The sequence below is a fragment of the Marichromatium sp. AB31 genome, from assembly GCF_003718685.1.
GTDB classification, from domain to species: Bacteria; Pseudomonadota; Gammaproteobacteria; order Chromatiales; family Chromatiaceae; genus Marichromatium; species Marichromatium gracile.
The window spans coordinates 81,110-98,850 of sequence record NZ_RHFI01000013.1; the positions used below are offsets into that span (position 1 = coordinate 81,110).

Annotated in this window: 16 protein-coding genes; 12 read left to right on the forward strand and 4 right to left on the reverse strand. The window is 69.1% G+C overall.

From position 1 onward, the window contains the following. The first annotated feature begins 15 nt into the window (after positions 1-15). From EBL84_RS11200 to EBL84_RS11225, 6 genes are all read left to right on the forward strand, one after another. Entirely contained in the window at positions 16-894 is an 879-nt protein-coding gene (locus EBL84_RS11200; protein ID WP_123140892.1) for a LysR family transcriptional regulator, read from the forward strand. A 292-nt stretch (positions 895-1,186) separates the two neighbouring features. After that, the gene (locus EBL84_RS11205; protein ID WP_123140893.1) at positions 1,187-2,068 is read left to right on the forward strand and encodes a PEP-CTERM sorting domain-containing protein; all 882 of its coding nucleotides are present in this window, start codon (positions 1,187-1,189) and stop codon (positions 2,066-2,068) included. Between the two features lie 371 nt (positions 2,069-2,439). Continuing rightward, on the forward strand, positions 2,440-3,942 hold the full coding sequence (gene lnt / locus EBL84_RS11210; RefSeq protein ID WP_123140894.1) for an apolipoprotein N-acyltransferase: 1,503 nt from the start codon (positions 2,440-2,442) through the stop codon (positions 3,940-3,942). Between the two features lie 275 nt (positions 3,943-4,217). Next, a complete protein-coding gene (locus tag EBL84_RS11215; protein ID WP_223807001.1) occupies positions 4,218-4,733 on the forward strand; it encodes a hypothetical protein in 516 nt (171 codons plus the stop codon). A 72-nt stretch (positions 4,734-4,805) separates the two neighbouring features. Then, the gene (gene mpl / locus EBL84_RS11220) at positions 4,806-6,170 is read left to right on the forward strand and encodes a UDP-N-acetylmuramate:L-alanyl-gamma-D-glutamyl-meso-diaminopimelate ligase (RefSeq protein WP_123140896.1); all 1,365 of its coding nucleotides are present in this window, start codon (positions 4,806-4,808) and stop codon (positions 6,168-6,170) included. 50 nt (positions 6,171-6,220) lie between these two features. Further along, the gene (locus tag EBL84_RS11225) at positions 6,221-6,856 is read left to right on the forward strand and encodes a flavin prenyltransferase UbiX (RefSeq protein WP_005224732.1); all 636 of its coding nucleotides are present in this window, start codon (positions 6,221-6,223) and stop codon (positions 6,854-6,856) included. 68 nt (positions 6,857-6,924) lie between these two features. Here EBL84_RS11225 and odhB read toward each other — a convergent pair whose 3' ends face one another. Next, positions 6,925-8,208, reverse strand: coding sequence for a 2-oxoglutarate dehydrogenase complex dihydrolipoyllysine-residue succinyltransferase (odhB, locus tag EBL84_RS11230; RefSeq protein ID WP_123140897.1), 1,284 nt, complete (start codon positions 8,206-8,208; stop codon positions 6,925-6,927). Further along, positions 8,205-11,063: a 2-oxoglutarate dehydrogenase E1 component gene (locus tag EBL84_RS11235; protein WP_123140898.1), complete on the reverse strand. Its 2,859-nt coding sequence runs from the start codon at positions 11,061-11,063 to the stop codon at positions 8,205-8,207. The genes odhB and EBL84_RS11235 overlap by 4 nt, the downstream gene beginning before the upstream one ends. A gap of 360 nt (positions 11,064-11,423) precedes the next feature. Between EBL84_RS11235 and EBL84_RS11240 the strand changes: the two genes are divergently transcribed. The 4 genes from EBL84_RS11240 (at position 11,424) to EBL84_RS11255 (ending at position 14,259) form a co-directional block, all read left to right on the forward strand. Beyond that, complete coding sequence (locus EBL84_RS11240) at positions 11,424-11,648, forward strand: hypothetical protein (protein ID WP_123140899.1); 225 nt, start codon at positions 11,424-11,426, stop codon at positions 11,646-11,648. Then, entirely contained in the window at positions 11,649-12,422 is a 774-nt protein-coding gene (locus EBL84_RS11245) for an NRDE family protein (protein WP_123140900.1), read from the forward strand. A gap of 141 nt (positions 12,423-12,563) precedes the next feature. Continuing rightward, the gene (gene hemC, locus EBL84_RS11250; protein ID WP_123140901.1) at positions 12,564-13,493 is read left to right on the forward strand and encodes a hydroxymethylbilane synthase; all 930 of its coding nucleotides are present in this window, start codon (positions 12,564-12,566) and stop codon (positions 13,491-13,493) included. After that, positions 13,480-14,259, forward strand: coding sequence for a uroporphyrinogen-III synthase (locus EBL84_RS11255; RefSeq protein ID WP_369957918.1), 780 nt, complete (start codon positions 13,480-13,482; stop codon positions 14,257-14,259). Before hemC ends, EBL84_RS11255 begins: the two co-directional genes overlap by 14 nt. A 48-nt stretch (positions 14,260-14,307) precedes the next feature. On the opposite strand, the gene EBL84_RS11260 is transcribed toward EBL84_RS11255, so the two are convergent. Next, on the reverse strand, positions 14,308-14,955 hold the full coding sequence (locus tag EBL84_RS11260; protein ID WP_123140903.1) for a hypothetical protein: 648 nt from the start codon (positions 14,953-14,955) through the stop codon (positions 14,308-14,310). An 82-nt stretch (positions 14,956-15,037) separates the two neighbouring features. Further along, the gene (locus EBL84_RS11265; protein WP_123140904.1) at positions 15,038-16,048 is read right to left on the reverse strand and encodes a 2Fe-2S iron-sulfur cluster-binding protein; all 1,011 of its coding nucleotides are present in this window, start codon (positions 16,046-16,048) and stop codon (positions 15,038-15,040) included. Positions 16,049-16,125: 77 nt separating this feature from the next. On the opposite strand from EBL84_RS11265, the gene EBL84_RS11270 reads away from it, so the two are divergent. Next, positions 16,126-16,998: an SDR family oxidoreductase gene (locus EBL84_RS11270; RefSeq protein WP_123140905.1), complete on the forward strand. Its 873-nt coding sequence runs from the start codon at positions 16,126-16,128 to the stop codon at positions 16,996-16,998. A gap of 127 nt (positions 16,999-17,125) precedes the next feature. After that, complete coding sequence (locus EBL84_RS11275) at positions 17,126-17,524, forward strand: Rap1a/Tai family immunity protein (RefSeq protein ID WP_123140906.1); 399 nt, start codon at positions 17,126-17,128, stop codon at positions 17,522-17,524. Positions 17,525-17,741 lie beyond the last annotated feature (217 nt).

Consider the following 17,741-nt stretch of genomic DNA (forward strand, 5'->3'; position numbering starts at 1 on the left):
CGATTCGAAATCGATATGGATTTGAAGCAGCTGCGTTACTTCCTCGCCGTGGTCGATGCCGGTGGTTTCACCGCCGCCGCCGCCCGTCTCGGCATCGCCCAGCCGGCGCTGAGCATCGCCATCCGCAAGCTCGAGCGCGCGCTCGACCTGGAGCTGTTGCATCGCGGGACGCGTCGAGTCACGCCGACCAGCGAGGGCGAGGTGCTGGCCGGGCACGCCCGGGCCCTGCTCGAGCGCGCCGAGGCCGCCGAGCTGCAGATGCGCGAGTTGCGCGGACTGCTCAAGGGCGAGGTGCGGATCGGGTTGCCGAGCATCCTCGGCTCCTACTTCTTCCCGCCGCTGTTGATGGCCTTCAAACACCGTCATCCCGGGTTGCGGCTGTCGGTGCAGGAGGCGGGCACCCGGAGTCTGCTGAGCATGATCCGCGCCGGGGGGCTGGATCTCGGCGTGGTGACCAGCGACGCCGAGCTCGACGGTCTCGAGACCCATCCCTTCCTGCGCGAGGAGGTGGTGGTACACGTCGGTCGCTCGCATCCCCTGGCGGAGGCCGAATGCATCGACTTCGCGATCCTGTTCGAACACGATCTGGTGGTTGCGCGTAGCGGCTACTTCCTGCGCGAGTTCATCGACCGTCATGCCGCCGCGCTCGAGGTCGAGCCGCGCATCGCCTTCGAGACCAATCTCATCCCGCTCGCCGAGACCATCGTCCGCCAGGGCTTCGGCATCACCTGCGTGCTGCGCATGGTCAGCGAGCAGACTCGCGACCCCGGGCTGGTGGCGATTCCATTCGCGACCCCGGTTCATCTCGACTTCTCGCTGGCATGGCAGAGTGGGGGCTATCTCTCGCGTGCCGATCGCGCTTTTCTCGACTTCGTGCGAGAGCAGACCGCGTGACGTGGCGATAAGGTCGAGACGAGGTGACGGAATTCTTGACGGTGTTGGTCGCGGGTTTCGGGTCTGTCGCGCCGGCGGGTCCTGTCGCGGTGAGGTTTTTGGTCCGGTGGCTGGGCGTTGCCGGTAAAAACGTCGACCTTTTTTACACAAAAAGTGTCTTGCTCGTTATTGGGTCCAGCAATCTCTTCCCTTTCCTTTTGTCTTCAATGGCTTGTCGGGTCTGGCCTGCTTTTCGCTTTTCTGTCAGCGGGGTGGAGCAGCCCCTTCTTGAAGCGATACAGGGAGATGGATCATGTTGACTCGGAAAAGCGCGCTGCTCGGTGCGGCGATCATGGTGTCGCCGCTTGCCGGCGCTGATGTCATCAATGTCGGCGGGGTGTTGTGGAACCCGGATTCGCCGCTCGACATGAAGATGGATAGTAACTTCACCCAGTGGTTCCAGAGCACCAACTCGGGCTACGACATGGGCAGCCTGGTGGGCATCAACGCCACCAACGCCACCACGATGATGTTCGGCAACTATCTCTATGGCGGCGGCAAGATCAACAACTTCAACGACGCCAACGACCAGACCGGTCAACCGAACCCCGAGACGAATCCGGCGGACTTCTGCCCGGGCTGTGAGCTGACCTATGAGTTCGGCGGCATCGAGTTCGTCGAGAACACGCCCGGTGGCGGCGACTTCCTCGATCCCGCCACCTATACGGTCGACTGGAGCCAGTCGTATTTCAAGATCTGGGTCGATCACAGTCGGAACTTCAACGCCAACAACGACTTCGAGGCCGACCCGAACGAGATGTACGAGGCCACCGATGGTGCCCTGTTCCTCGAAGGTACCTTCGAGTCGATCTCCTTCACCGGTCAGCTCTTCGCCGCGGGCATGCTGTTCAGTAACGCCGGCTCCGCGATGCACGTCACCGGCGGTATGGCCCGTGACTATTTCGATACCGACCCTCTCGTGACCCTGGGTGGCACGCCGTTCGACTTCTCCTACACCGCAAGCTCGCAGTTCATGGTCGATCTGGCGGGAGGAGCAGATGTCTTCTTCGCCCGCGTCTCGACCGCCGAGCTGTTGGGTGACACCATCAGCATCCCCGAGCCTGGCGCGCTGGCGTTGCTCGGCGCCGGCCTGATCGGTCTGGCGCGGGTGCGGCGGCGTCACGACGCGGCCTGAGGTCGTGCTCGGGCTGAACGGCTGACGGCGCCGGGGTGTCCGCCGACACCCCGGCGTCTTGCGTTGTGCGGGCAGGAGATGGGTTTGTTGGAAGCCATCGGTCAGCGTTTTTGTATGCGATCTGGCTGTCCTTCGCCGTCTCCGGTTCTCACCCGGGTCGCTTCGTCAACGGCGTGATTCTGCCGCTGGCCGTGATACGGAGTCTGGCGCTGTTCGCCGCTGCGTTCGATCGGGTCGAGAACCCGCCGCGCTCGGTCCCATGCAGGTCGATATCGCGCGCTGTCGCAACGGCGGCGGGCGTGACTGACGGTTGACCGGGTAGGGGGCGGCTGATAGAACCCGCCCGGTCTGCTGTCATCGGATCGACCGCCATGTCTCTGTCGTCAGTTCTCCCGCCCTCGCGCAGATCAGCCCTGATCGCCTTCCTCGCCGGCGCCCTGGCGGTGTCGAGCTTCGCGCCTTTCGGGGGCTTCCCGCTCGCGGTGCTCGCCCTGGCGCTGCTGCTGCTGGCGCTGGAGGGGGCGACGCCGCGCGCCGGTTTCTGGCGCGGTTGGCTGTTCGGGGTCGGGTTGATGGGGTTCGGGGTGTTCTGGATCCGCATCAGCCTCAACGAGTTCGGCAACATGCCGGCGCCGGTGGCCCAGTTGCTCACCCTGGTCTTCGTCGCCGCGATGGCGCTCTACTACGGCGTGCTCGGCTGGGCGCTGCGGCGGCTGGCCGCCGGGCCGGACCGGGTGGGCGCGCTGCTCTGCTTCCCGGCGCTCTATGTGCTGCTCGAATGGCTGCGCGGTTGGCTGTTCACCGGCTTCCCCTGGCTCGCGCTCGGCTACGGGCAGATCGACGGACCACTGGTCGGTTGGCTGCCGCTCCTCGGCGTCTATGGCGCCTCGTTGGTGGCGGCGCTCTCGGCCGGGATGCTGTGGTGGTCGGTGCGGCGGGCGCGGGGCCGGGGGCGTCCGCTGGCGCTGGCAGTGCTGGTCGTGCTCTGGGGCGGCGGCTGGGCGCTGGCGCAGCTCGACTGGACCCACCCCGAGGGCGCGCCGCTGCGTGCGAGCGTGGTCCAGGCCAATATCCCGCAGGCGATCAAGTGGAACCCGGAGACGGGACCGGCGACGGTGCGCGCCTATCTCGAGCTCACCCGCGATCATCTCGACGCCGATGTGGTGGTGTGGCCGGAGACCGCGCTGCCCGACTTTCTCGATGTGCTGCGCGCGCCTCTGATCGATCCGCTCGCCGAGCGCGCGCGCGAGACCGGAACCGAGATCGTGCTCGGCATCCCGGTGCGCGAGCCCGACGGTGGTCGTTATTACAATGCGTTGCTCGCCATCGGCAGCGTCGAGGACCGCTACTTCAAGCGACATCTGGTGCCCTTCGGCGAGTTCCTGCCGTTCAAGGCCTGGCTGGGGCCGCTGATCGCCTGGTTCGAGGTGCCGATGTCGGACTTCAGTCGCGGCGAGGCGGCGCGCCCGCTGCTCCAGGTCGGGACGCATCCGGTCGGTGCCTCGATCTGCTACGAGGACGCCTTCGGCGCCGAGCTGATCGAGGCGCTGCCCGAGGCGCGCTATCTGATCAACGTCAGCAATGACGCCTGGTTCGGCGACTCGCTTGCGCCTCACCAGCACCTGCAGATCGCCCGCGCCCGCGCCCTCGAGAGCGGGCGCGATCTGCTGCGCGCGACCAACACCGGGATCTCGGCGATCATCGATTACCGCGGCCGGGTGATCGAGCGCGTCCCGGCCTTCGTGCGCGGCGGCGCCAGCGCCGAGATCCAGCCCCGCGTCGGCGCCACCCCCTTCGCGCGTCTCGGCAACGCACCGGTCGTCGTCCTCGCCGCGCTGATGCTCGCGCTCGGCATCGCGCTGGCGCGGCGTTGAGCGGACGGCTGCCAGCCGCCAGTCGCCAGTCGCCAGCGATCAGCCGCCAGCCTCCAGTGGCGGCCTGCCCTCGAACACTGGTGCCGAGAATGTGCGCTTGCCGGTCGCCGACCGTTGGTGGCAAGTGGCGCTGTCGTTGAGTACCACACCCACTGGCGGCTGGCGGCTGGCGGCTGGCGGCTGGCGGCTGGCGGCTGATAGCTGACCGCTGAACTTGCGGTCGTCGTGGTCCCGGCGGTTATCATTGGCGCCATGTCCCGCTGCAGGTGATCGTCGTGCAGGCCCTAATCATGTTCTTCGCCGAGCTGTGCTGGCTGCGTCGTACGCCGCAGCAGCTCCCGGCCTCGGAAACCCTGTTCGTTGTCGTGTTGCTGGCCGATCTGCTGGTCGGGATGCTGGTGGGGGTCTCGGCGGGGATCGGCTGGTGGCCGAGCCTGTTGCAGGCGCTTGCCGAGATCGTGCTGACCCTGGCCGCGCTCTATGTCGGTCTGAGCGCGGTGCGTCACGCCCGGCGCTTCCTGCAGACGGCGACCGCGCTGCTCGGCGCCGGCGCGCTGCTCGGGTTGCTCGCGCTGGTGCCGCTGGGGCTGCAGCCGACCGGCAGTCGCGAGACCGAGCTGGCCGCGCTCGGTGCCCTGCTGTTTCTCGCCCTGGTGGTGTGGAGCCTGGTGGTGACCGGGCACATCCTGCGCCATGCCTTCGTCATCGGCCTCGGTCAGGGGGTGGCCATCGCGCTGGCCTTCGAGCTGTTTGCGGTGGCGCTGATCGGCGCGCTGTTCGGGGGCGGCTGAGCGCCGTCGCCGCTGAATCCTCGTGCGGGCCCGCGCGGCCCGCGTCCTCGTCGTTCGGGAGAACCGTCTCGCATGCATCTGCATATCCTCGGTATCTGCGGCACCTTCATGGGCGGGGTGGCGCAGCTCGCGCGCGCCCTCGGTCATCGGGTGACCGGCTCCGACGCCAACGTCTATCCGCCGATGAGCACCCAGCTCGAGGCGGCAGGGATCGAGCTGATGGAGGGCTATGACGCCGCCCATCTCGATCCCGCCCCCGATGTGGTCGTCGTCGGCAACGCGATGCGGCGCGGCATCCCCGCGGTGGAGGCGATGCTCGATCGCGGGCTGCCTTACTGCTCCGGCCCCGAGTGGCTGCGCGAGCACCTGCTGCGCGAGCGCTGGGTGCTGGCGGTGGCCGGCACCCACGGCAAGACCACCACCGCGAGCATGCTCGCCTGGGTGTTGGAGGAGGCCGGGCTCGCCCCGGGGTTTCTGATCGGCGGGGTGCCGCGCGACTTCGACGTCTCGGCGCGGCTCGGTGAGACGCCCTTCTTCGTCGTCGAGGCCGATGAGTACGACACCGCCTTCTTCGACAAGCGCTCGAAGTTCGTCCACTACGGACCGCGCACCCTGATCCTCAATAATCTCGAATTCGATCATGCCGATATCTTCGACGACCTCGGCCAGATCCAGCGTCAGTTCCACCATCTGGTGCGCACCGTGCCCGGCTCCGGCCTGATCCTCCACCCGGACGGCGACGCCGCGCTCGAGACGGTGCTGGAGATGGGCTGCTGGACGCCGACCGCGCGCTTCGGTGGCGAAGGCGAGTGGCGCGCCGAGCTGCTCGCGGCCGACGGTTCGCGCTTCGGCGTGTTCCATCACGGGCAGCCGGTCGGCGAGGTCGACTGGGCGCTGACCGGTCGGCACAACGTCGACAACGCCCTGGCGGTGATCGCCGCGGCGCGTCACGCCGGGGTGGTGCCGGCGCAGGCGCTGGCGGCGCTGAGCCGCTTCGGCGGGGTGAAGCGGCGCATGGAGCTGCGCGGCGAGGTCGGCGGGGTGCGGGTGTTCGACGACTTCGCCCATCACCCGACGGCGATCGCCACCACCCTCGACGGGTTGCGCCAGCAGGTCGGCGCGGCGCGCATCCTCGCGGTGCTCGAACCGCGCTCCAACACCATGCGCCTGGGGGTACACAACGCCGCCCTGGTCGACTCGCTGGCCGCCGCCGACCGGGTCTATGTGTACGCCCCGGATGATCTCGGCTGGGACGCCGGCGCGGTCTTCGCCGGGCTCGGCGAGCGCGGCGCGGTACTCGATTCGGTCGCGGCGATCGTCGCGCGAGTGGGTGCCGAGGCGCGCCCCGGCGATCAGGTGCTGGTGATGAGCAACGGCGGTTTCGGTGGGATCCACCAGCGTCTGCTCGATGCCCTCGGGCGTGCCCGCGCGTCGTGACCACGTCCAGCGCACGGCAACCACTCAGTCAATCACGGGAAGATGCTTCGATGACCCATGTTCCGAGCCAATGGCCGCAGACCGTCGCGGTGGCGCTGACCGGTGCCTCGGGGGCGCAGTACGGGCTGCGTCTGATCGAGACCCTGGTCGGCGCCGGGATGCGCGTCTATGTGATGGTCTCGCAGGCGGCGCAGGTGGTGTTGCAGATGGAGTTGGGGCTGGAGGTGCCCTCGCGACCGGCCGAGGCCGAGCGCTTCTTCAGCGATCGCTTCGATGCCGAGGTCGGTCAGTTGCGGGTGTTCGGTCGTCAGCAGTGGACGGCGCCGGTGGCCAGCGGTTCCAACCCGCCCGATGCGATGGTGGTCTGTCCCTGCACCACGGGGACCCTCGCCAATCTCGCCGCGGGCATCTCCAACTGTCTGATCGACCGCGCCGCCGATGTCGCGATGAAGGAGCGGCGCAAGCTGATCCTGGTGGTGCGCGAGACCCCCTATACCAGCATCCATCTCGAGAACATGCTCAGCCTGTCGCGCAACGGGGTGGTGATCATGCCCGCCAGCCCCGGTTTCTATCACCGTCCGCAGCGCGTCGAGGCGTTGGTCGATTTCATGGTGGCGCGGGTGCTCGATCATCTCGGTGTCGAGCACGACCTGCTCGAACGCTGGGGACGGGAGCTGGAGGAGTAGCGCGCCCCCTCGGGGCGGGGGGCGTGCAGTGACGTGATTGCGCGCCCGGTGCTGGGCGCGCTTTGGGGTCAGACCCCGAGCAACAGCAAGGCCGGGTCCTCGAGCAGCTCCTTGATCGCGACCAGGAACTGCACCGCCTCGCGACCGTCGATGATGCGATGGTCGTAGGTGAGGGCCAGATACATCATCGGCGCGACGACGATCTCGCCGTTCTCCACCACCGGGCGCTCCTGGATCTTGTGCATGCCGAGGATGCCGCTCTGCGGCGGGTTGAGGATCGGCGTCGAGAGCATCGAGCCGAACACCCCGCCGTTGGTGATCGAGAAGGTACCGCCGGTCAGCTCCTCGTAGCTCAGTGAGCCGTCCTGGGCCTTGGTGGCGAACTCGGCGATGCCGCCCTCGATGTCGGCCATGGTGAGCTGGTCGCAGTTGCGCAGGATCGGCACCACCAGACCGCGCGGCGAGCTGACCGCGATGCCGATGTCGTAATAGCCGTGGTAGAGGATGTCCTCGCCGTCGACGGTGGCGTTGAGCACCGGGTAGCGCTTGAGCGCCTCGACCGTGGCCTTGACGAAGAACGACATCAGCCCGAGACGCACCCCGTGCTGCTGCTCGAAGCGGTCCTTGTAGCGTCCGCGCAGCGTCATCAGCGCCGACAGGTTGACCTCGTTGAAGGTGGTCAGCATGGCGGCGTTGCGCTGCGCCTCGAGCAGCCGCTCGGCGATGCGCGCGCGCAGCCGGGTCATCGGTACGCGTTGCTCGGGACGCCCGGCCTCGCCGGTGAGGCTCGGCGAGGCCGGTGCCTGCTGCTCGAGCAGGTGCTCGTCGGTGGCCTCGGGGGCCTGGCGTTCGCGTTCGTCGAGGAAGGCGATGACATCGGCCTTCTGCACCCGGCCGTCCTTGCCGCTGCCGTGGATCTGGCTGGGGTCGATCGCCATCTCCTTGACCAGCCGCCGTGCCGCCGGGGTGATGATCGGCTCGTGCGCGGGCGCCGGCTCCGGCGCGGCGGCCGGAGGCGTCTGGCGAGTCGGCGCCGGCGCGGGCGTGGCGGCCGCCGGCGCCGCTGGGGCCGACTTGGCCGGCGCCGTCTTGGGGGCTGCCGGCGCGCTCGGTGCGGCGCCTTCGGTGATCACTGCGAGGACGGTGTCGAAGGTGACCAGCTCACCCTCCTTGGCCTTGATCTCGCCCAGGACGCCGTCCGCCGGCGCCGGGACCTCGAGCACCACCTTGTCGGTCTCCAGGTCGACCAGGGTCTCTGCCCGTGAGACGCGCTCGCCGGGCTGCTTGTGCCAGGTCAGCACAGTGGCGTCGGCGACGGACTCGGGGAGGGCGGGTACGCGGACTTCACTCATTGTGGCGGGATCCTTCTGTTCATGCTCGGGTTGAAACGACCGCTCAGCGCCTCATCGATCAGGCGCTCGTGCTGCTCGACATGGGCCGCGCGATGGCCGACCGCGGGGGCGGCGGAGGCCGGGCGTCCCACGTAGTAGGGGCGCTTGCCGTCCTGGATCAGGCAGTGGAAGCGGTGCTTGATCTGGTCCCAGGCGCCCTGGTTCTGCGGCTCCTCCTGACACCAGACGATCTCCTCGGTGTGCGCGTAGGTCTCGATCACCTCGGCGAACTGACGCTTGGGGAAGGGGTAGAGCTGTTCGATGCGGACGATGGCGACATTGCTCAGGCCGCGCGCGCGCCGCGCCTCGAGCAGGTCGTAGTAGACCTTGCCGCTGCAGAACACCACGCGCTCGACCTCGGCCGGGTCGATCGGGTCGACCTCGGGCAGCAGCGGCTGGAACTGGCCGCTGGCCAGCTCCTCGAGCGAGGAGCCGGCGAGGCGGTGGCGCAGCAGGCTCTTGGGGGTCATCACCACCAGCGGCTTGCGATAGTCGCGGACGATCTGACGGCGCAGCAGGTGGAAGATCTGTGCCGGGGTGGTCGGGGTGCAGACCTGGATGTTGTGCTCGGCGCAGAGCTGGAGGAAGCGCTCGAGCCGGCCCGAGGAGTGCTCGGCGCCCTGACCCTCGAGTCCGTGCGGGAGCAGCATCACCAGTCCGCAGAGCAGGCCCCACTTGGTCTCGGCCGAGGTGATGAACTGGTCGATGACCACCTGGGCGCCGTTGGCGAAGTCGCCGAACTGCGCCTCCCACAGCGTCAGCGCGTGCGGCTCGGCGGTGGCGAAGCCGTACTCGTAGCCGAGCACCGCCTCCTCGGAGAGGATCGAGTCGATGGCGATGAAGGCGCCCTGGTTGGGGCCGAGGTGCTGCAGCGGGGTGTAGGACTCGCCGGTGAGCTGGTCGTGGATCTTGGCGTGACGGTGGAAGAAGGTGCCGCGCCCGGCGTCCTGACCGGAGAGACGCACCGGGGTGCCGGCGTCGAGCAGGCTGGCGTAGGCGAGGTTCTCGGCAAAGCCCCAGTTGGCGAGCTGATCGCCCTGGGCCATCTTGCGCCGTTCGTCCCACAGCTTGGCCACCCGCGGGTGGAGCTTGAAGCCCTCGGGGACGGCGAGCAGACGCTCGGCGAGCGCGCGCAACTGCTCGAGCGGCACCCCGGTGTCGACGTCCTGCTCCCAGTGCTGGTCGCGACAGAACCTCCAGTCGACCCGGTAGGCATGGTCGAGCCCGCAGAGCACCGGACGGGCGACCACCACGCCCTGTTCCATGGAGTCGCGATAGTCGGCGACCATCGCCTCGGCCTCCTCGCGCTCGATCACGCTGTCGCTGATCAGACGCTCGGCATAGACCGCGCGCGGGGTGGGGTGCTGGCGGATCTTCTGATACATCATCGGCTGGGTGACCGCCGGCTCGTCGGCCTCGTTGTGACCGAGACGACGGTAGCAGACCAGATCGATGATGACGTCCTTGTGGAACTGGTTGCGGAAGTCGAGCGCCATGCGGGTGACGAAGATCACCGCCTCGGGGTCGTCGCCGTTGACGTGGAACACCGGCGCCTGAACCATCTTGGCGACGTCGGTGCAGTAGAGCGTCGAGCGGGTGTCGAGCGGGTGGCTGGTGGTGAAGCCGATCTGGTTGTTGATGACGATGTGCACGGTGCCGCCGGTGGCGTAGCTGCGCGTCTGCGACAGCTGCAGCGTCTCCATCACCACGCCCTGGCCGGCGAAGGCGGCATCACCGTGGATCAATACCGGCAGCACCTGATCGCCGGTGCGATCGCGGCGGCGGCGCTGGCGCGCGCGCACCGAGCCCTCGATCACCGGATCGATGATCTCGAGGTGTGAGGGGTTGAAGCCGAGCACCAGGTGGACGATACCGCCGGGGGTGTCGATGTCGGTGGCGAAGCCCATGTGGTACTTGACGTCGCCGGCCATCTTGCGCGAGTCCATCGCCACCCGGCCCTCGAACTCGGCGAAGATGTCCTGCGGCGGCTTGCCGAAGATGTTGGTGAGCACGTTGAGCCGGCCGCGGTGGGCCATGCCGATGACCACCTCCTTCTGGCCCTTGCGCCCGGCGCGCTGGATCAGCTCGTCGAGCAGCGGGATGAGCGCGTCGCCGCCCTCGAGCGAGAAGCGCTTCTGGCCGACATAGCGCTGATGCAGATACTGCTCGATGCCCTCGGCGGCGGTGAGCAGGGTGAGCAGCCAGCGTCGCTCCTGGGTGTTGAGCTCGGGGGTGGCGCGATAGCCCTCGAGACGCTTCTGGATCCAGCGCTTCTCGAGGGTGTTGGTGATGTGCATGTATTCCGAGCCGACGGTGCCGCAGTAGATCTGCTCGAGCATCTCGAGGATGTCGCGCAGCGGCATGCGGTCGGGGGCATAGAGCGACCCGGTGTGGAACACCTGATCCATGTCGCCCTGGTCGAGGTTGTGATAGGCAGGATCGAGATCGGCGATGCGTCGCTGCTCGCGCAGGGTGATCGGGTCGAGGTCGGCGACCTGATGGCCGCGATAGCGGTAGCCGTTGATCAGGCTGAGCACCGCATACTGTTTCTCGGCGGCGGCCGGCTCCAGGTGCTCGGTCGATCGGGTGCGCGCGCGCGAGCGACTCTCCTGCGCCAGACGCAGGAAGTTCTCGCGCACCGGTCCGTGCGGGACCTCGTTGGCGGCCTCCTTGCGCATGGCGTCGAAGCGTTCCCGCCAGGCCAGATCGACGCTCTCGGGGTCTTGCAGATAGCGTTCGTAGAGATCCTCGATGAAGGCCGCGTTGCCTCCATAAAGCGCGCCGGAACTCCGGAACAGTTCTAGGATTGCGCTCATGCTGTGTCTTGATCTGCCTTTGATAGAATGGGCCTGAGTCGAAGCCGGTTCCTGAGTGGCTCCGCAATGACGACCCCTCGGGCACGCCGTCGCGTCCGCCACGGCGTGTCGTCGGGTCGGTGACTTCTGGGTCGCAGGGTGCCAGACAATCGCGGCCGAGGCCGCTCCGAGGTCCGTGATACATGGATGCCGTGGACGCTGCGCGTCTCGGGACCCGCCCCGAGGTCCTCGCCAGTCCCCGGTTCGGACATGTCTCACGGAAGATGCTTCCCACATCCCCCTAATACCATATCATCGGAGCCGGTGAACACGACTCTTTGACGGCGGGACCCCGCGTCCCTGCCCGAGGCCTGGTGCGAGATGGCGTATCGAAAATCCGATGCTCAGACACAGACGCGGCATCGGCGCCGCCTCCAGATTGCGCGCCTCGAGGCCGATCTGGCCTACTTCCAGGCGCGTCTGGAGCTGTTGCGCGCGCCTCGCAGCGCCAACCAGTTGGCCCAGCGCAAGGCGTTCAAAATGCTTGCCGAGGTGCTCGCGCAGCGCATCCGGCGAGCCCGGCAGAAAGTGAAGGAGGGCCGTTGAGTGTGTACCCTGGTGATGTTGCGCCGTCCCGGCGAGGACTGGCCGCTGCTGCTCGGTGCCAACCGTGACGAGCAGCGCGCCCGCCCGGCGCGTGCGCCCGGGCGGCACTGGCCGGATCGTCCCGAGGTGTTCGCCGGACTCGATCTGGTCGGCGAGGGCAGTTGGCTGGGGGTCAACGACCATGGCCTGATGGCGGCGGTGCTCGATCGCCGTGCCAGTCTCGGTCCGGCCCCGGGCAAGCGCAGTCGTGGCGAGCTGGTGCTCGAGGCGCTCGATCACGCCGAGGCCGATGTCGCCGCCGAGGCGCTCGCCGATCTCCACCCCGCCGCCTATCGCCCCTTCAACCTGGTCGTCGCCGATCCGCGCGCGGCCCATTGGCTGCGCCATGATGGCGCCGGCAGGATCCGGGTCACGCCGATCCCGGCGGGGCTGCACATGCTCTGCGCCGGCGAACTCGACGATCCCGGCGATCCGCGCATCGCCGCGCAGCTGCCGCGGTTTCGGAATGCCGAGCCGCCGGACCCGTTGCGCGGCGACTGGGAGGACTGGCAGCGGCTGCTCGCCGGGCGCGAGCCGCTGGCGGGTCTGGCGCCCGAGGCGGCGATGGTGCGGTGTCGCGACGACGGTTTCACGACCCGTTCGAGTGCGCTGATCGCCATCCCCGCCCACCCCGGGTTCGGGGCCTGGCCGCACTGGTTGCATGCCGAGGCCGACCCGGTGCCCGAGACCTTTCGCCAGCTGTTGCCCGAGCCCACTCGTTCACGTCCCAATTGACTGGGATCATCGCAGTCGCGCCGCGAGGGTGAGAGCGTCACTGTGCCGAGCCGCCTCGCTGTGACACAATCATGCGCCGTCCGCGCATCGCCCGGCGGGCGACGGCGCTATCCATCAAAGCTCTAGTCCTCAGGACCGAACATGTCGAATTGCATCCGTATCGCCACCCGCAAATCCCCCCTGGCCATGTGGCAGGCCGAGCACACCGCGGCGCTGCTCAAGTCGCTCCACCCCGGTCTCGAGGTCGAGATCGTGGGCATGACCACCAAGGGCGACCAGCTGCTCGACTCGCCGCTGTCGAAGGTCGGCGGCAAGGGGCTGTTCGTCAAGGAGCTGGAGCAGGGGATGCTCGAGGGCACGGCCGATATCGCGGTGCACTCGATGAAGGACGTGCCGGTCGAGTTCCCCGAGGGGCTGCACCTGGCGGTGATCATGGAGCGTGAGAACCCCTACGACGCCTTCGTCTCCAACAACTACGAGGGCCTCGCCGATCTGCCCGAGGGTGCGGTGGTCGGCACCTCCAGCCTGCGTCGCGAGTGCCAGCTCGCCGACCGTCGTCCCGACCTCCAGATCAAGCCGCTGCGCGGTAACGTCAACACCCGTCTGGCCAAGCTCGACAGCGGTCAGTTCGACGCCATCGTGCTCGCCGCCGCCGGGCTGATCCGCCTCGGCTTCGAGTCGCGCATCCGCAGCTGCATCGATCCGGTCGACAGCCTGCCGGCGATCGGTCAGGGTGCCATCGGCATCGAGTGCCGCAGCGACGATCAGCGTGTCCACGACCTGATCGCCCCGCTGGCGCATCGCGACACCACCGACCGGGTGCTCGCCGAGCGGGCGATGAACGCGCGTCTCAACGGCGGCTGCCAGGTGCCGATCGGCGGTCACGCGGTGCTCGACGGCGATCAGCTCACCCTCAAGGGCCTGGTCGGCACCACCGACGGCAAGCGCATCCTGCGCGCCGAGGCCAGCGGCCCGCGTGCCGAGGCCGAGGCGATCGGCCTGCGCGTGGCCGAGGACCTGCTCGGCCAGGGCGCCGGCGAGATCCTGGCCGCGCTCTATGAGTCGCACTGAGATGGTCGGTTGCGATCTCGGTGGCCGCGGCGTCCTGGTGACGCGTCCGGCGGCGCAGGCCGACGGGCTCTGTACGCTGATCGCCGAGGCCGGCGGTCGGCCGATCCGGCTGCCCACCATCGAGATCGTGCCTCCCGTCGATCCGGCGCCCGCGCGGGCCTTGCTCCGCGCCGACTGGGATCTGCTCTACTTCGTCAGCGTCAATGCCGTCGAACAGGCGCTGGCGCTGGTCCCGGCGGCGGACTGGCCGCGCGCGGCGCGGATCGCCGCGGTGGGGCGGGCCACGGCCGAGGCGTTGGCCGCTGCCGGTCGCGCGCCCGACCTGGTGCCCAGCGACAGCTACGACAGCGAGACCCTGCTGCGTCATCCGGCGCTGGCCGAGATGGCCGGGCAACGGGTGCTGATCGTGCGCGGCGACGGTGGCCGTGCGGTGTTCGCCAACGCCCTCACCGAGCGTGGCGCCGAGGTGGCCTTCGCCGAGGTCTATCGGCGGGTGTGCCCGGCGCACGACGTCGCCGCGCTGTTGCGTGACTGGGACGCTGAGGTGGGGCTGGCGCTCGCCACCAGTAACCGCGTGCTCGACAACCTCGTCGAGCTGATCGGCCCGGCCGGTCGCGCACCGCTCCTCGCCACCCCGCTGGCGGTGATCGCCGAGCGCACCGCGCGCCATGCCGGCGAGATCGGTTTCGCGCGGGTCGAGGTCGCCGATCGTGCCGACGATCCGGGCATGCTCGCCGCACTGTGCCGGCTCTGCGCCGAACGCTGAGAGGCGATCGACCCATCCGGCGGGGCCGTCCGGCCCCGCCTTTTCCCATCAATCCCTGCCCGATCGTTCGGGCGTTCCCTTCGCCGCGATCACCCCATCGCGCTGCATCCGTGACACCGTCGCCGCGATCAGGTCGCCGATGGTGGTCTGCTCCGAGTCGGGCGCGAGTGGCGCCGAGCGGCCCGACCACACCAGATGGGCGTCCTCGGCGTCATAGAGGCTGGTCTCCAGTCTCAGCGTGTGCTCGCGGGCATAGTAGTCGGCGCCGCTCACCGCCTGATGGACCCGGGTGTAATAGGGGTAGAGCCTGCCGTCCTCGGCGAGTCGGACATGGCTGAAGGGGTTGATGCCACCGTCGCCGGGCTCGTCGCAACGCAGATGGATCACCACCACACCGGCCGCGCTCGAGCGCCCGATCGCCGCGCGCAGCGCCTTGCCGCGGGTGACGTCGGCCTCGGCGAGCAGGCGGTGCCCGGGCGTGACCTCGAGGCCACGCTGGCGCAGCTCGCGCGCGAAGTGCTCCTCGTAGGCGCGGCGCACCAGCGGGCTGTCGGCGACGCCGAAGACCACCAGGCTGGGGTAGTGGGGCGTGGGGGTGGCGAGGTCCTGCCAGGTCGAGACGATGCGAGCCGGGGTACAGGCGGTCGTCAACAGGGTGGCGAGCAACAGCGGGACAAATGACAAGACGACACGCATCGGGCGGGCTCCTCGTGAGCGACGGACGGAAAGGATCCGGAGTGTCGCCGCTCAGAGGCGTTGTCGACAAGCGTGTCTGCGCTCAGTTGCCGTGACTGGTGTCGACGAAGGCATCGGTGAACAGTGCCGCCGGGTCGAGGCCCCGGGCGAGCAGCGCGGGGCGGGCGTGCTCGATCATCGCCGGCGGGCCGCTGATGTAGACCTGGTGGCCGGCGAGGTCGGGGAAGTCCTCGATCACCGCCTGATGGACCAGTCCGCGGCGCCCGTCCCAGTCCGGCTCGGGCTCGGAGAGCACCGCCTGGTGGCCGAACCAGGGGTGCTCGGCGGCCCAGCGCGGGGCGAGGTCGGGGAGGTAGAGGTCGGCGCGGGTGCGGGCGCCGCGATAGAGCAGCAGCGGGCGCTGCAGGCCGCGGGCGATGGCGTCCTCGATCATCGACTTGAGCGGGGCGAAGCCGGTGCCGCCGCCGATCAGGATCGCCGGCGCCGTGCTCGTGGGATCGAGCCCGAAGTCGCCGAGCGGGGCCTGGACGCGCAGCAGCGCGCGCTCGCCGAGGCGCTCGAAGACCTCGGTGGTGAAGCGTCCGCCCGGTACCCGGCGGATGTGCAGTTCGAGATAGGGGCTGAGCGCCGGGGCGCTGGCGAAGGAGAAGGCGCGGCGGCTGCCGTCGCGCAGCAGCACGTCGAGATATTGTCCGGCGCGAAAGCGCAGCGGGTCGTGATCGGGGAGCTTGAGGCTGAGCCCCATCACCTCGGGGGCGAGCCGCTCGATGCGCTCGACCCGGCAGGGCAGGGTGCGCACCTGTTGCGGTTCGTCGGGCCGGGTGCGCGCCGGCAGGTCGAGATGCAGGTCGCTGCGGGGGACGGCGCGGCAGGTCAGACACTGCCCGGCGCCGAGCCCGGCGAGCGCCGGCGGCGTGCCGCCGGGGTAGTCGATCTCGCCGGCGCCGAGGGTCGCGGCGCAGCTGCCGCAACGCCCGTCGCGACAACCGTGGGGCAGGGCGATGCCCTGGCGCAGCGCGGCGTCGAGCACGGTCTCGCCGGGCTCGGTGGTGAAACGTGCTCCGTCGGCGTCGATACTGATCTGAAATCCCATGGTCCCGACCGTCTTGCAATCCGTCCTGCTCGCCGCCGATAGTGTCACCATCGATAACCCATGCGGAGTACGACAGGGTGAAGTTGATCCTTGGATGTGGATATGTGGGCACCCGGCTGGCGCGCCAATACCAGGCCGCGGGCGAACCGGTCAGCGGTGTGGTGCGCAGCGAACAGGGACTGGCGCGGCTGCGCGCGGCGAGGATCGATGCGGCGCGGCTGCCGCTCGACGAGCCCGATGTGGTCGACACGCTCGACTGGGCCGGGGCCGAGGTCTTCCATCTCGCGCCGCCGCCGGGCGAGGGGCGAGAGGACGGCGTCACCCGCGCCCTGGTCGAGCATTTCGCGCGCGTCGGCGATCCGCGTCGACTGGTCTATGTCAGTACCACCGGGGTCTATGGCGACTGTGACGGGGCCTGGGTCGACGAGTCGCAGCCGTTGCGCCCGGTGGCCGATCGCGCCTGGCGGCGTCTCGACGCCGAGTGCGTGCTGCGCGAGTGGCGCGCGCGCAGCGGCGGCGAGCTGGTGATCCTGCGCGTGGCCGGGATCTACGGCCCCGACCGGTTGCCGCTGGCGCGACTGCGCAGTGGCCAGCCGCTGGTGCGGGCCGAGGAGGCGCCGTACTCCAACCGTATCCATGTCGACGATCTGGTCGCCACCTGCCGGGCGGCGATGGCGCGTGGTGGCGACGGCGAGGTCTACAACGTCAGCGACGGCCGCCCGAGCACCATGACCGAGTACTTCCGCGCGGTGGCCGACGCCGCCGGGCTGGCGCGCGCGCCCGAGCTGCCGCTGGCCGAGGCGATGGGTCAGCTCTCGGCGGGGATGCGCTCCTACATGGCCGAGTCGCGCCGACTCTCCAATCGCAAGCTGCGCGAATCGCTGGGGGTCGAGTTGCGCTATCCGGACCTCGAGGCCGGGCTGCGCGCGGCGCTGGCCGAGGCGTCCTGAGGGCGGGCTGCTATGCTTGGCGGTGGCCGACCGGGCGCAGGCCGAGGTGTCTGACACCAGGGAGCCGGGGCGCGATGCCGCGCCCCGGCAGTGGCGCCCGTATGCGTAACCATCCGGAGGACCCGTGATGAGATCGACCCCATCGCTTCGTCAGCGGCTGTTTACCGCCTGTCTGCTACCGCTGCTGGCCGCCCCGGCGCTGGCGCTCGAGCGCCAGGACTTCGACTACGAGACCACCAGGAACCTCTACAACATCTGCTCGGTCCCATCCGGGGACGCCCACGCGATGACCGCCGCACTGGCCTGTCGCGCCTTCATCGAGGCGACCATGCAGTATCACGACGCGGTCTCCGCCCACGAGGCGCTCGAGCCGCTGGTCTGTCATCCGCCCAAGGCCACCCTGGCCGATGCCCAGACGGCCTTTCTCGACTGGGCCGGCAAGCATGCCGATGAGGGAGCGCTGATGGACGAGGTGCCGGTCAAGGGCGTGGTGCGGGCGCTGGCCGAGCGTTATCCCTGTCGTTGAGCCGGTCAGCGGTGATCAGGGATGGTCCCGGTTGTCGGGCGCGACCGGCAGTTGGCGTCCCGACCTTTCCAATGCCTTGCAGGAGTCGAGCCGTGAAGCAGATCCTCTTTCCCGCCCTGGCGCTGGTCCTCACTCTGGCGCTCGCCGGTTGCGGCAATACCACCGGTGCCCGGGTGTCGAGCGGCACCGCCATCGGCGCGGCCACCGGTGCGATCAT